General features: G+C 72.1%; 10 protein-coding genes. 3 read left to right on the forward strand and 7 right to left on the reverse strand.

From position 1 onward, the window contains the following. Nucleotides 1-16: 16 nt before the first annotated feature. The gene (locus E1267_RS22435; RefSeq protein WP_132334577.1) at nt 17-667 is read right to left on the reverse strand and encodes a response regulator; all 651 of its coding nucleotides are present in this window, start codon (nt 665-667) and stop codon (nt 17-19) included. Further along, a complete protein-coding gene (locus E1267_RS22440; RefSeq protein ID WP_220449613.1) occupies nt 664-1677 on the reverse strand; it encodes a sensor histidine kinase in 1014 nt (337 codons plus the stop codon). The genes E1267_RS22435 and E1267_RS22440 overlap by 4 nt, the downstream gene beginning before the upstream one ends. A gap of 213 nt (nt 1678-1890) precedes the next feature. Here E1267_RS22440 and E1267_RS22445 point away from each other — a divergent pair, with 213 nt between their 5' ends. The 3 genes from E1267_RS22445 to E1267_RS22455 all read left to right on the forward strand — a co-directional run bounded on the left by E1267_RS22445 (nt 1891) and on the right by E1267_RS22455 (nt 4396). Continuing rightward, nucleotides 1891-2166, forward strand: coding sequence for a hypothetical protein (locus E1267_RS22445; protein ID WP_181957826.1), 276 nt, complete (start codon nt 1891-1893; stop codon nt 2164-2166). Between the two features lie 188 nt (nt 2167-2354). Beyond that, complete coding sequence (locus tag E1267_RS22450) at nt 2355-3641, forward strand: ArsB/NhaD family transporter (RefSeq protein WP_132334579.1); 1287 nt, start codon at nt 2355-2357, stop codon at nt 3639-3641. A gap of 83 nt (nt 3642-3724) precedes the next feature. Beyond that, nucleotides 3725-4396 carry a hypothetical protein gene (locus E1267_RS22455; protein ID WP_132334581.1) on the forward strand — a complete coding sequence of 224 codons (672 nt, stop codon included), beginning with the start codon at nt 3725-3727 and terminating at the stop codon, nt 4394-4396. 59 nt (nt 4397-4455) lie between these two features. On the opposite strand, the gene E1267_RS22460 is transcribed toward E1267_RS22455, so the two are convergent. The 5 genes from E1267_RS22460 to E1267_RS22480 form a co-directional block, all read right to left on the reverse strand. Next, nucleotides 4456-5883: a glycoside hydrolase family 28 protein gene (locus E1267_RS22460; RefSeq protein WP_220449614.1), complete on the reverse strand. Its 1428-nt coding sequence runs from the start codon at nt 5881-5883 to the stop codon at nt 4456-4458. Between the two features lie 97 nt (nt 5884-5980). Then, on the reverse strand, nt 5981-6985 hold the full coding sequence (locus E1267_RS22465) for a glycoside hydrolase family protein (protein WP_132334583.1): 1005 nt from the start codon (nt 6983-6985) through the stop codon (nt 5981-5983). Then, entirely contained in the window at nt 6982-9564 is a 2583-nt protein-coding gene (locus E1267_RS22470; protein WP_132334585.1) for a family 78 glycoside hydrolase catalytic domain, read from the reverse strand. The genes E1267_RS22465 and E1267_RS22470 overlap by 4 nt, the downstream gene beginning before the upstream one ends. Nucleotides 9565-9579: 15 nt before the next feature. Beyond that, complete coding sequence (locus E1267_RS22475) at nt 9580-11076, reverse strand: alpha-L-fucosidase (protein ID WP_132334587.1); 1497 nt, start codon at nt 11074-11076, stop codon at nt 9580-9582. Beyond that, nucleotides 11073-13202 (reverse strand): beta-galactosidase, encoded by a 2130-nt coding sequence (locus tag E1267_RS22480; RefSeq protein ID WP_132334589.1) that lies wholly within the window; start codon nt 13200-13202, stop codon nt 11073-11075. Before E1267_RS22480 ends, E1267_RS22475 begins: the two co-directional genes overlap by 4 nt. Between the last annotated feature and the right edge of the window lie 362 nt (nt 13203-13564).

The raw sequence follows: 13564 nt of genomic DNA on the forward strand, positions 1-13564 counted from the left end.
CCCCCGGCGCGCGCCGTCAGGGTTCGACGAGGCCGGCGCGGATGGCGTAGCGGGTCAGCTCCAGCCGGTCGCGCATGCCGAGCTTCTGCAGGATGTTCGCGCGGTGCCTGTCGACGGTCTTCACGCTGATGACCAGCGTCTCGGCGATGTCCTTCGCCGAGTTGCCCTCGGCGATCAGCTTGACGATCTCCTCCTCCCTGGGTGTCAGGATGCTCTCGGGCATGCGCTCACCCTCGCGGTCACGCTGCAGGTAGTCGCGGATGAGCGCGGTGACCGCGCCGGGGTAGAGGAACGGCTCGCCGCGCATCGTGGCCCGGCAGGCCTCCAGAAGGTCCTGGTCCGCGGCCGACTTGAGCACGTAGCCCGAGGCGCCGACCTTGAGCGCCTCGAAGAAGTACTGCTCGTTGTCGTACATCGACAGGATGAGGATGCGGATGCCGGGCGCGCGCCTGGAGATCTCGCGGGCCGCCTGCAGGCCCGTCATGCGCGGCATCGCGATGTCGAGAATGGCCAGGTCGACCGCGTCGTCCGAGGCCGCGGTAACCGCTTCGGCGCCGTCGGCGGCCTCGGCGACCACCTCCAGGTCGGGCTCGGCGTTGAGGATCAGCCGCAATCCCTGGCGGACCAGGGAGTGGTCGTCGGCCAGCAGGATCCGGGTCTTGTTCACGGGTGGAGGCTCCGATTCACGATGTCCGGGACGACCAGGCGCACGCACGTGCCCTCGCCTGGCGGGGAGTCGATGACGAGACGGGCGCCTACGAGCAGGGCCCGCTCGCGCATGCCCCGGATCCCGGCACCCTCCCGGGACACGCCTCCCCGGCCATTGTCGGTGATGCGCAGGGCCAGCCTGCGACCGTCCGTGGTCAGGGAGAGCTCGGCGCGGGTGGCAGCGGCGTGCCTGGCGATGTTCGTGAGGCTCTCCTGGGCGATCCGGTAGAGGACGAGCTCCACGTCAGTCCCCAGATCGGGTAGGTCCGGATCGATCGCGCGGGTCACCCTGGTGCCGCTCCTCTGTGAGAGGTCGCTGCTCAACGCGCTCAGCGCGGCGTGCAGGCCGAGGTCCTCCAGCACGCCGGGGCGCAGCCTGCGGGCGACCTGGCGCACCTCGTCGAGGCTGGCGCGTACGCTCTCCTGGACGTCGCGCAACTCGTCCTTGAGCCCGGAGGGGGCGCGGTCGACCACCCGCTTGAGTCCCAGCAGCACCACGGTCAGGCTCTGGCCTATCTCGTCGTGCAACTCGCGGGCGATGCGCTGACGCTCGCCCTCCTGGGCGGCCAGCGCGTGCGCGCTGCTCGCGCTGCGCTCGGCCTCCAGCCGGTCGAGCATCGCGTTGAACGTGTCGATCAGGTGGGCCAGGTCGCTGTTGCCGCTGCCGGCCAGCCGGTCGCCGGTGCGCAGCAGGTCGACCCGCTTCATGAGCGTGGTCAGCGCGTCGAGCGGCTCCAGGCTGCGACGCAGCAGCAAACCGTTGGCGGCCAGCATCAGCGTCAGCCCCACGACCAGCACCGGCACCTCGGCCAGCACGACGGGCGACGACACGGTGGCCGGCGAGACCGCCAGCACCAGCGTCCCCACCGCGTACACCAGCCCGTTGATCACGAAAAGCCGTCGGAACAGCGCCTGCGCGGGCGGGCGCGGCGTGGCCATGGCCGCCTGCCGGTCGGTACGCTCGGTCATCTTCCCAGCCTCGCAGTGACGAGGCTCGGCTCGGCGTGGTGGTCCATCTCACCAGCCTGCTTGTCTCCTGGGGCCACTGTCCATCCGGCCCGCCTACCAATTGTCACGCCCGGTGCTACACGTTCTGCCCCGGCGCATATGGGTGCCAGACCCGATGGTGACGGGAACGGCCCGGCGACAAAACTGAGGCGAAGCCGGATTGGAGTCAGCGATATGCACCACACCACGACCGGCATTGACGCCGTGACCCCGCCGGGACTGCCCGGTCGCGCCCCCGAACGGGAAGATGCCATGCGAGCCGGCGCCATCGCCGTGAACCTGCCGACCGTAACGGTCCGCGACCCGGTCGCGAAAGCCGTGCGGCTCATGGCGCCGGCCCGGATGCCCGGTCTGACCATCGCCGTCGTCGCAGCCGACCGCACGCTCACGGGGGCCATCACCCTGGAGCGGCTGCTCACCAGCCCCGCACTCTCCGACCCGGGCGACTGACAGCCCGAACCACCCGACCCCCTCTCCACCGGGCGTGTGCCACAGGCCACGTCCCGCTGTCGCGTGCTCACGTTTCGTGTTCAACCCTCGGAGGCACACACCATGTTCTGCCAGCACTCCTTGACACCGTCATGTCAGGCGCCAGAAACAACCGCCTGCGACCAGGCCGTGCCGCCAGGGCATGACGGATGAGCGCCTTCTTCGCGCTCGGGATCTTCACGGTGGCGTACTTCTTCATCGCCACCGAGAAGGTCGACAAAGTCAAGGTGGTGCTCATCGCCGCCGGGCTGATGGCCGTGACCGGCCTCATCCCCGGCGCCGGCGTGTTCTTCTCCGAGCACGAGGGCATCGACTGGAACGTCATCTTCCTGTTGTTCGGCATGATGATCATCGTTGGGATCATCAAGCAGACGGGGCTGTTCGACTATCTCGGGATCTGGGCCGCCAAGCGGTCGCGCGGCCGGCCCTACCGGCTCATGGTCATGCTGATGGTCATCACCGCGGTGGCCTCGCCCTTCCTCGACAACGTCACCACGATCATGCTGGTCGCGCCGGTCACCGTGGTGGTGTGCAACCGGCTGCACATCCCCGCGCAGCCGTACATCATCGCGGAGGTCCTCGCGTCCAACATCGGTGGCGCGGCGACGCTCATCGGCGATCCGCCCAACATCATCATCGGCAGCCGCGCCGGCCTGACCTTCAACGACTTCCTCGTGCACATGGCGCCCATCGTGGTGATCACCTTTGCGGTGTTCGTGCTGTTCACGCGGCTGTTGTTCCGCAAGTCGTTCCAGTACAACGAGGAGCACGTCGCCGAGGTCATGGCGCTGCAGGAGCGGCGGGCCATCACCGACCCCCGGCTGCTCGCCCGGTGCATGGCGGTGCTCGCCGCCGTCGTCGTCGCGTTCGGGCTGCACGCCGTGGTGCACATCGAGCCGTCGATCGTCGCCCTGGTGGGCGCCGGGGTGATGCTGCTGGTGTCCCGCTCGAACGTGCACGACGTGCTGAGCGAGGTCGAGTGGCCCACGCTGATGTTCTTCATGGGCCTGTTCGTCATGGTCGCGGGGCTCGTCCACACGGGCGTGATCGAGTCGATCGGCGCCTGGGCCGTGGGCGTGCTGGGCGACAACTACTTCCTCGCCGCCACGTCGCTGCTGTTCGGCTCCAGCGCCCTGGGCGCCTTCTTCGACAACATCCCGTACGTCGCCACGATGGCGCCCATCGTGGAGGGCGTCGTCGCGCAGGTGCCCGACCCGGCGACCGGCCAGGCCCTGTGGTGGGCGTTCGCCCTCGGCGCCGACTTCGGCGGCAACGGCACCGCCGTCGCCGCCAGCGCCAACGTGGTCGCCATCGGGATCGCCGCCCGCACCGGACACAAGATCAGTTTCTGGCAGTTCACCCGGTACGGCATCGTCGTCACCATCCTCAGCACGGCGATGGCATGGCTGTACGTCTGGCTGCGCTACTTCTCCTGAGCCCGCCCCTGAGGTGGGTCCAGGGTGAAATCAGGGACGATCACTGATGGGCCGGCCAGGCGGGAAGGGGCATCGTGATCCTCATGAACCCCGCGAACCGCCTGGCCCAGGCCTCCTTCACCGCCGGGCCGGCCGCCCTGCTCGGCGGCTGGCTCCTCATGCGTCCCATCGACGGCGACCTCGTGCCCGGCCCGTGGTGGACGGCCGCGCACGCGGTCTGGCTGGCCGGCTTCGTGATGTTCGGCGTCATGACGGCGGCGTTGCGGGGCGTGGCCGGGCCCGTGACGGGCGGGTGGCGGGTGGCGGTGGACGCGGCCGTGGGAGCGGCCATGATCGGCGTCGCCGCCAACGTCGTCCAACTGGCCATCGACCTGTACGCCGGCTTCACGGCTGTGGACGGCGCCGCCATGCGGGCGCTGTTCGAGCGGGTGAAGGGGTATCCCGGGGTGGAGACGCTGGTCTACTCGGCGGGCGCGACCCTGTTCTTCGCCGCCCTCGTGGCGCTGGCCCTCATCCTGGCCGCGCTGCGCCGGGTCACCTTCGTGGGCGCCGGCGTCACCGTCGTCGGGGTGGCCGTGATGGCGGTGGCGACGTTCCAGACGGGCCGGGACGCGGCGCTGGTGGCGGTGGGCATGGCGCTCATCTGGCTCGGCGTGCTGCTCCTCGGCCGCGGTCCCGACGCCGGTCCTTCCCTCGGCTCCTCCGCGGGCATCGGGACGAACTCCGCCGGGATCGCCGGGCCTCAGGCGCCCTGAAAGCCACGGCGTCATCAGCAGGCCCCATGAGCAGGCGGGTCCCGCTCATGGGGCCGTCGTCAGACGCGCCGGCCGTTGACCCACACGTTGCGCAGCACGAGGCCGGTCACGTCGGTCACCACGTCGTCCTCCGCCATCTCCTCGAACACGCTGCTCGTCACCCGCAGCCCCCGGACCGGGTTGCCCGGGTTGCCGATGAGCGCGAACGCCCTCGGCGCCCGCCCGGCCCGCAGCCGCCGGATGTCGATCCGGCCCACGTCGGGGAAGTAGGGGCCGGTGTGCTTGTTCTCGTAGTTGAGCGCCACCTCGATGACCGCGTCGGCCGCCTGCTCCACGGTGACGTCCTTGACGTAGACGTCCCTGACGTACCCGCCGCGCTCGGGGTTGGTCTTGACGCGCACCGCCCGTTCCAGGCGGGGGCTGCTCATCGTGCAGTTCCACGCGAACACCCAGCTCACGCCGCCGGTGGTCTCGCTGCCGATGGTCACCCCGCCGTTGCCGTCGCGCATCACGCACGAGTCCACGAGCACGTTCGCGGACGGCGCGTCCAGCCTTCGGCCGTCGGCGTTCTTGCCTGCCTTGATCGCCACGCAGTCGTCGCCCGTGTTGAACTCGCACCGCTCGATGAGCACGTCCACGCACGACTCGGGGTCACAGCCGTCGTTGTTCGGGCCGTGCGGGCTGTCCACGGTGACGCGGCGGACGGTCACGTTCGTGCACAGGACCGGGTGGATGTTCCACATGGGGGAGTCCTTGACGGTGACGCCCTCGATGAGCACGTTGCGGCACTCGTACAGCTGGATCAGGTTGGGCCGCAGGTGGTGTCCCTCACCGAACACCCGCTCCTCGACGGGCACGCCCTCCTCGGCCATGCTCGCGAGCAGCTTCTTGTCCGGGCCCTCCGTGGGGGGAGGGTCGCTCGACCAGTCCCACCAGTGCCCGGCGTCGGCCTGGCCGTCGATGACGCCGTCGCCGGTGATCGCCACGTTGGTCCTGCCGCGGGCGTAGACGAACGGGGAGTAGTTCATCAGCTCGATGCCCTCGTACCGGGTGTGCACGACGGGCAGGTAGTCGGCCGGGTCGCGGCTGAACCTGATCGTGGCCCCGGCCTCCAGATGCAGTTCGACGTCGTCGGCCAGGTGGATCGCCCCCGTCAGGTACGTGCCCGCCGGCACCAGCACCCGCCCGCCGCCGGCCGCCGAGCAGGCCGCGATCGCGTCGCGGAAGGCCTGGGTGCACATGGTGCTCCCGTCGCCGGCGGCCCCGTGATCGGTGATCGGGAAGGTGCGGCGGGGGAAGCGCGGCGCTCTGATGCGCCGCCTGATCCGCGGCACCCGGCTCCACGCCGCTGCGGCGTCCGCCTCCGCGCGGCCCGCCACCCCGGTGTCCGCGCCGCCGGCCACCCTGGCCTCCGCCCGGCCGGCCACCCCGGCGGCCAGAACGCCGCCCACGGCGCCGGCCAGCAGCCTTCTGCGTAACTGGTCCATCGATGTCCTCCGTCTGCGATCGGGGCCTCAGCCTTCGACTCCGGTCAGCGTGATGCCCTGGATGAACGTTCGCCCGCTGATCCTCATCGTTCTTCCCTCAGCCGCGGGCCATCGAGATGCCCCGCATCTCCACCTGGGTGTGCTCGCCGACCTGGTACGGCGCGCAGCGCCGCACCGCCGTGTAGAAGTGGTGGGGCCTGCCGTCCCGCGAGACGACCGCGGGCTTGTGCGCGTACGTGTCATCCACCGACCCCGGCGGCCCCACGTCGACGAGGATCTCGCCGCTCTTGCGCCAGGTGCGCAGGTCACGGGAGACCGCGTAGCTCTCGCGGGCGTGCCCGTCGAAGGAGAGCCCGAAGTAGAACATCACCCACCAGTCGCCGTCGCGCAGCACGCAAGGGTCGGAGGCGAACCGTTCGTCGAACGCCCCCTCGCCGCCGTGCGGCACGACCGGGCCGGGGCAGGGCCGCTCCCAGCGTTCGAGGTCGGGGGAGACGGCGTAGCCGATCTGCTCGCGCCAGCCGTCGTAGGTGCGGTTCTTGGCGTTGTAGAAGCAGTAGTAGAGGCCGTCGTGGCGCAGCAGCCACGACTTGTACAGGCCGCCGCGCTCCCAGGCGCCGCCGTCCTGCGGTCGCAGCACCGAGCCGGTGTCCTCCCAGGTCTGCAGGTCGTCGCTGGAGAGGAAGCCGATGACGCCTGCGCCCACTTCCATGCCCGACTCCGGGTAGGCGTGGTAGGTGGCGTACGCCCGGCCGTCCAGCCAGGTCACCTGACCCGCGGATCCGAGCCGGTTGTCGCGCACGATCGACGTGAGCGCCGCGTTGTAGCGCCGGTGGGGGTGGCCCGGGTCGCGCGGCAGGATCAGTTCGCCGGGGCTCCACGACTCCAGGTCCGGTGAGCGACTCAGCGCGGTCTGGTAGCCCGTGCCGTCGAAGCCGACGTACGTCATCAGGTAGTCGCCGCCGTCGGAGCAGACGAACGGGCAGTCCACGAAGAGGCTGTCGAAGCGGCCGGGCTTTCGCGACGGCCCCACCAGCAGCCGCCCGGCCTTGTGCGGGGTCCGGACCCGCGCCGGGTCGTACGCGCTCATCGGCCCGCTCATCGGCCCGCCTCGAACGTCCAGTGCCCGGCGGGCACGTCGAAGGCGCGCTCGCCGAGCGCGACGGCCCCTTCAGGGGCGGCGTGCGGGGGCAGGCCGAGGTCCGGCAGCCGCACCTCGGCCGACGAGCCGGGCGGGACCTCCACGTCGAGCGCGAACCCGCCGTCGCGCCGCTCCCACGACACCGCGACCCTCCCGTACGGCGTCGTGGTGCCCGCCCGCACCGCCTCCAGGCCGCCGGGCGCGGCGGGCTCGATCAGCAGCCTGCGGAAGCCGGTGGAGCCCGGGGCCTGCCCGATGCCGCCGAGCCCCCGGTAGAACCAGGAGTCGATCGCGCCGAGCATGTAGTGGTTCTGCGACAGCCCGCGCGTCGGACCGTCCCACGCCTCGGTGAGCGCCGTGGCGCCGTGCCTGACCTGGTAGCCGTAGCTCGGGTTGCCGGTCGAGACGGCGAACTGCCACAGCGCGTCGTGCCGTCCCGCGCGGGACAACACCCGGAACAGCGCGGGCAGCACGACCTCGCCGACCGTGATGCCGCCGCCGCGCACGGCCTCGCTCACCCGGTCGAGCACGTGGGGCACGAGGTCGCCGGGTACGACGCCCATGTCGAGCGCCAGGATCTCCGACGCCTGCGTGCCCTCGCCGGACCCGCCGGACCCGCCGGACCCGCCGGAGAACGCCCTGGGGAACGTGCCCGCGAACGCCGCCGAGATGTGCTCCGTCAGCGCGCCGTACCGTGCGGCGTCGTCGCCGCGGCCGAGCACGCCGGCGACCCGCGCCATCGTGCGCGTGGCCCGCCAGTAGCCCCACGTCGACACCAGCGGCACGGGCGTGGCCGGGTCGGGGGCGAGCCAGTCGCCGAGCCCGTGGCCGAGTACGCCGTCCTCCGCCCGCCCGGTGAGGTAGTCCACGTAGCGGCGCATTCCGTCGTAGTGCCGCTCCATCGCCGAGGTGTCGCCGTACCAGCGGTAGAGCTGCCACGGCAGGCGCACCAGTGCGCCGCCCCAGTTGGGGTCGTCCCTGAAGGGGCCGTCGAACACGACGTACTCGGGCGCGATGTCCGGCACCAGCCCGTCCGGGGTCTGCGCCTCGGCCATCGTGACCAGCAGCTCGCGGTAGTAGGCGGCGACGTCGTAGTTGTAGGCCACGACGTCGAAGAGCAGGTGGGTCTGCTCCAGCCAGCCCAGCTTCTCCCGGTGCGGGCAGTCGGTCAGGACGCTGTACATGTTGCCGCGCACCGCACGGTCGATGATCTTGTGGATGTCGTTCACCAGCGGGTCGGATGTCTCGAACACCCCGGCGGGCGTGTTGTCCGCGCGCAGCACGAGCGCCGTCACAGCCTCGGGGCCGACGTGCCCGGGCAGGCCCTGCACCTCGACGTAGCGGAAGCCGTCGTAGCGGAAGCTCGGATGCCAGGTCTGCGGGCCTTCCTTGGTGACGTACGTGTTGAAGATCGGAGCGCCCGTCGTGGGCTTCGACTGGATGACGCGGCCGAAGTCGTCGAGCTGGTCGCCGGGCAGCAGCCGCAGGAAGCGCCCTGCCGGGAGGTCGAGCCGGAGTTCGGCCCAGCCGGCGACGACCGTGCCGACGTCGAACACCGCCGTGCCGTCCTTGGCGACCAGCTTCTCGACGGCGGGCAGCGTCTCCGTGACCCGGATGGGCGGGCAGGCGCGCGCCCGGAGCGCGACGGCCGGGGCGTCCGGCACGGTCACCGGCCGCCAGCCCGAGCGGTCCGCGCCGGGGGCGTCCCACCCGTCGACGGTCAGGCGGGCGTCGTGGTCCTCGCCGCCGAACCAGTGCGAGCGCGTCGTGGGGCCGTCGGTGGCCAGCCAGCCGGGCCCGGTGCCGAACGTGCGCGACGAGCCGTCGGTGTGAGTGACCTCAAGCTGCGCGATCGCCTTCGGCGCGCCCTTCGAGCCGTAGAACTTCATGTAGCGGTCCTGGTGCGGGTACACGTGCGCGATGCCGGGGCCGAGCGTGATCCCGACCGCGTTCGCGCCCTCGCGCAGCAGCGCCGTCACGTCGTGCGTCGCGTACGCCACCCGCCGGGTGAAGTCGGTGTACGCCGGCTCCAGCACGGCGTCCGTCACCGGCCGGCCGTTCACCGACGCCACGTAGACGCCCATCCCCGCGACGTGCAGCCGGGCCCGCGCGACCGGACCCGTCACGGTGAACTCGCCGGCCAGCAGCGGCAGCGCGAGGCCCTCGCCGGCGCGCGGGTCGCCGGGAGCGTGCCAGCCGGGGTGGGTGATCCAGGAGGCCGTCCAGTCGCCGGCGTCCAGCAGGCCCATCTCGAACCGCGCGCCCCGGCTCCACGCGGACCACGCGCCGCCGGCGTCGCGGATGCGTACCCGCCAGTGCACGACGGCCCGGCTCGCCGGCGGGGCCCCGCCGTACGTCACGCGCTGCTCCGCGGACTCGACCTCGCCGCTGTCCCACAGGTCGGCGGCGCCCTCGGCGGAGCCCGCCTGCAGGTGGTAGCCGGTCTGCGCGAGCGCGCCGGTCAGTCGCCAGCTCAGACGGGGCCTGGTGGTCTCGATGCCGAGGGGGTCGGTCAGGTCGCACGTTCGCAGGTTGCTCACCAAGACAGGGACTCCTCAGGTGATTCTGATCATGTACGCGGCCGTGGTGGGCGGCTCGGGCGGCAGGTCGGCGTAGAGCGCCTCGGGGGCCAGCCGCCAGCCGACGGGACCGTGGCCGAGCAGCTCGACGGCGGCGGGGCGACGCTCCAGCAGGCCCGCGGCGGCGCCCAGGCTCGCGATCCTGGCCGTGCGGTCCTGCGGCCAGGCCAGGAGGGTGGCGTACACGGCCTCCCCCTTGCGGGTGAAGCGGATGTCGTCCGGCCGGTACGCGCGCTCGGCCTCGTTGTACCCTTCGTACCCCTTGACCTCGCCCAGCCCCGTCGGGCCCTCGCCCGCGCGCAGCCAGGGCGTCGTGCCGTGGACGCCCTCGCCGCAGACCCGCAGCCAGCCGCCCACCTCGGCCAGCAGCGCGCGGGAGCGGGCGTCCACGGTGCCGTCGGCGTGCTGCGGGATGTTCAGCAGCAGGCAGCCGTTCTTGCTGACCACGTCGATCAGCGTGTGGATGATCTGCTGCGGGGTCTTGCGCGGGTGGAACATCGGGCCGTCGTCGGCGCAGTCGAACCACTCGCCGTCGCTGGTGTCGAACTGCCACGGATGGGGCTGGGCCTCGTCGAGCTGGCGGCGCTCGCAGTCGAGGACCACCGCGGTGCGGTCGGCCTCGGGCACGTCCTTGATCGTCACGATGCCGCCGGTCGGGCACGTGTCGTAGTAGCGGGCCAGCAGCTCCAGCCCGGCCGAGCTGACCGGCTCCGACTCCACCACGCTGCCCGCGTCGAACGGCAGCCGGCCGTCGTCGAGGTAGACCAGGTCGGGACGGTAGCGGTCGAGCGCCTCGCCGACGCGAGCGTAGAAACGCTCGGCGACGTGCGCGGGCGGCCGGGCTCCCGGCTCGTGCCGCGGCGGGTAGAGGGTCGCCGGGTCGAGGCCCTCCCACCAGGTGCCGGCCCCGTCGGCCCTGGTCAGCGCCCCGTCGTACGGCTCGCCCGTCTCGGGGTCGCGGCAGTGCGCCACGTCGAGCCAGCGCCACGTCCAGTTGTGGTGGAAGCTGAGGCCGAACGGCAGCCCGGCCGCGCGGGCCGCCCGCTCCCACGCGCCCACGATGTCGCGCTTCGGGCCGACCCGGACGGCGGTCCAGTCGTGCTGCCGGGAGTCCCAAAGGTCGAAGTTGTCGCAGTGGGTGGCCAGGGCGACGAAGTAGCGGGCGCCGCTGGAGACGTACAGGTCGATGAGCTCGTCGGGGTCGAAACGTTCGGCACGCCAGCGGCGGAACAGGTCCTTGGCCCCGCCCTTGCCGAAGTGGGCCCGGTGGTGCGCGTGCTGGCGGCCGGCCCGTACCCGCTCCCACGGCTCCGACCAGGGTTGCGTGCCGTAGAGGTGGCGGGCGTACCAGTCGCCCGAGCGGGCCACGGACTGAGGGCCCCAGTGCGACCAGATGCCGAACTTCGCCTCGCCGAACCACGCCGGCACGCTGTGCCGGCGCAACGACCGCCAGTCCGGCTGGAAACCGCTCACGTGATCACCCGTACGTCGAAGGGGGCCAGCCGGAGCGGGCCCGGGCCGAGGGGCCGCCGCGGGCCGGTGATCTCGACGGCCGGCCGGGTCACGGTCGCCGCGTGCTCGCGGTCGGACCAGTTGTGCACGAACCAGAGGCGCTGCCCGCGCGCGTTCACCGCGGAGCGCACGGTGACCTGCGGCTGCCCGCCTGCGTCGACCAGCGCGGCGGAGGGCCGCCCGCGCGCCTCCGTGGCGTCCGGTACGGGGGCGGGTCGCCGATCCGCCTCGGCGGCTCGTGCGGCGACCCGGCGGAACAGCGCCGCCGCCAGTTCCCTGCCGGGCAGGGTGCCGACGTAGGTCACCGTGCCGCGCCCGACGCGGTGCTCGGTGACGGCGGGCCAGCGGCCGAAGTGGTGGTGGTCGTAGCGGGCCAGCACCTCGGCCCCCTCCGGCTCCAGCGCGTCCGCCCAGTGGCGGGCCCAGTGCCGGTTATCGCCGTGCGTCCCGAGCCCGCGCACGGGGACGGGGCCGGGCAGCGTCGAGTACTCCAGGTAGCGCACCCCAGCCGCCTCGCGCAGCGGTCCCGGCGCTACCTCGGCCCGCGCCCGTGCCTCCTCGTCGGCGTACCCGGTGCGGAAGGTCAGCACCAGATGCCCGCCGTCGCGCGCGTACGCGGTCAGCGCGCCGGCCGTCGCGGCGGACAGGCAGTAGAGCGCGGGCGCCACCACGACGGGGAAGCGCCGGGCGCCGAACTGCTCCGGCGTCACGAAGCCCGCCTGCATCCCCGCGTCGCTCGCCCCCTGGTAGAACGCCGCGACGATGCGCTCGTAGGAGTCGCGGTCGGGGTCGCGTCCGTCGAGGGTGAGCGGCGGCTGGAACGCCAGCGCCCACCTGCTGTCGGGGGAGCAGACGAACCCGACGTCGGCGTCGGGGGTGAGCCCGGCCAGGTCGTCGCCCGCCCGGTCGAGCTCCGCGCCCAGCGCCGCGATCTCGTCGTGGATCCGGCCCGGCGTCATGGCGTGCCCGAGGATGCCGCCCCAGTACGTCTCGGCGCCGTCGTGCAGCGTGTTCCAGTGCCAGTACGAGATCATCTCCGCGCCGCGCGCGACCAGCGCCCAGGCCGCCTGTCGCAGCTGGCCGTCGTAGGGGGTGAGGTTGAGCTGCGATCCGGCGATCGACGTCGCGTTCGTCTCGGTCACCCAGAAGCGGCGCTGCTTGGAGCCGTACATGCGGTCGGCCGCCCGGAACAGCGCGTCGGGACCGGAGGCGAACCAGCCGAGCTCGGCGGGCCGGTCCTCGGCGTCCCGGATCAGCGCGTCCTGCGCCAGGTAGTAGGCGTTCCCGCTGGTGACGGTCAGGTGCTCGGACAGCCGTACGTCGTCGAGGGCCGGCCGCTGGTAGGCCAGGCACGTGGTGAGGACGCGGTCGCCGGGCACCAGCTCGCGTACGAGCTCGGCCTGCCAGGCGATGAACCGGGTGGTCAGCTCGGCCTGGAAGCGCCGCCACGCGAGGTCGTACGACGGGGTGGTGTTGCCGTCGGGGCGCCACAGTTCGGCCCAGTCGCCCAGTCGGTGTGACCAGTACGCCAGCCCCCACTCCTCGTTCAGCCGTCCGACGTCGCCGTACCGCTCGGCGAGCCAGGCCGTGAAGCGCTCGAAGACCGGCTCGTTGTGGATGAGGTGCAGCCCCGGCTCGTTGTCGAGCTGGATCCCGATGACGGCGGGGTGGCCGCCGTGGCGCCCGACGACGGCGCGGATGACGCGCTCGGCGTGGCGCAGGAAGACCGGCGAGGTGAAGTCGGCCTCCTGGCGCGCGCCCCAGGGGACGCGAACCCCGCCGGCCCGCACGACGGCCAGCTCGGGATGCTTGCGCTGCAGCCAGGGCGGGACGGCGTACGTCGGGGTGCCCAGGAGCACGCCGATGCCGCGCTCGTGGGCCGCGTCCAGGACGGGCGTCAGCCAGTCGAGGTCGAATTCGCCGTCGCGGGGCTCCCAGGTGGACCAGACGGACTCGCCGACGCGGATGGTGTCGATCTTCGCCTGTGCCATCAGGCCGAGATCGCGTTCGGGATCGGGGGAGCGCTGGTATTCGGGGTAGTAGGCGGTGCCGAACCGGATGCCGGGGCTGGGGGGCGGTGGCGTCATGGGCTCCCCGTGACGTGACGGACCTTTGGCGATCTTAAAACGTTTTATCAGATGATATATCTATTCACGTCCTCATGTCAATGCACGGTGGGCGCTTCATCGCTGTCCCGTTTCCTGTGGCGCCTGGTGGTGCGGTGGATCACCCGAGGTGAGAGAGGGATGGTGTCGTGGGAACGTCGCGTATAGGGTTAAAACGTTTTGTCTCACCGGAGGGACGTTCGGATGGTCGACTTTCACGAGGACCCCGGGCCGGGCTCCGGGCGGCGGGCTCCGCGCGCGGACTTCGTCTCCGACGCGCCGCGCCTGACGCTCAACGGCCTGTGGCGCTTCCGCCTCTCGGACACCGCCGAGGGAACCGGGCC

Source organism: Nonomuraea longispora, assembly GCF_004348345.1.
Taxonomy (GTDB): Bacteria; Actinomycetota; Actinomycetes; order Streptosporangiales; family Streptosporangiaceae; genus Nonomuraea; species Nonomuraea longispora.

Excerpts from the sequence above, each read along its gene's own strand:
- E1267_RS22440 (WP_220449613.1), bottom strand. The coding sequence starts at position 1,677 with ATGACCGAGCGTACCGACCGGCAGGCGGCCATGGCCACGCCGCGCCCG.
- E1267_RS22445 (WP_181957826.1), top strand. The coding sequence starts at position 1,891 with ATGCACCACACCACGACCGGCATTGACGCCGTGACCCCGCCGGGACTG.
- E1267_RS22450 (WP_132334579.1), top strand. The coding sequence starts at position 2,355 with ATGAGCGCCTTCTTCGCGCTCGGGATCTTCACGGTGGCGTACTTCTTC.
- E1267_RS22455 (WP_132334581.1), top strand. The coding sequence starts at position 3,725 with ATGAACCCCGCGAACCGCCTGGCCCAGGCCTCCTTCACCGCCGGGCCG.
- E1267_RS22460 (WP_220449614.1), bottom strand. The coding sequence starts at position 5,883 with ATGGACCAGTTACGCAGAAGGCTGCTGGCCGGCGCCGTGGGCGGCGTT.
- E1267_RS22465 (WP_132334583.1), bottom strand. The coding sequence starts at position 6,985 with ATGAGCGGGCCGATGAGCGCGTACGACCCGGCGCGGGTCCGGACCCCG.
- E1267_RS22480 (WP_132334589.1), bottom strand. The coding sequence starts at position 13,202 with ATGACGCCACCGCCCCCCAGCCCCGGCATCCGGTTCGGCACCGCCTAC.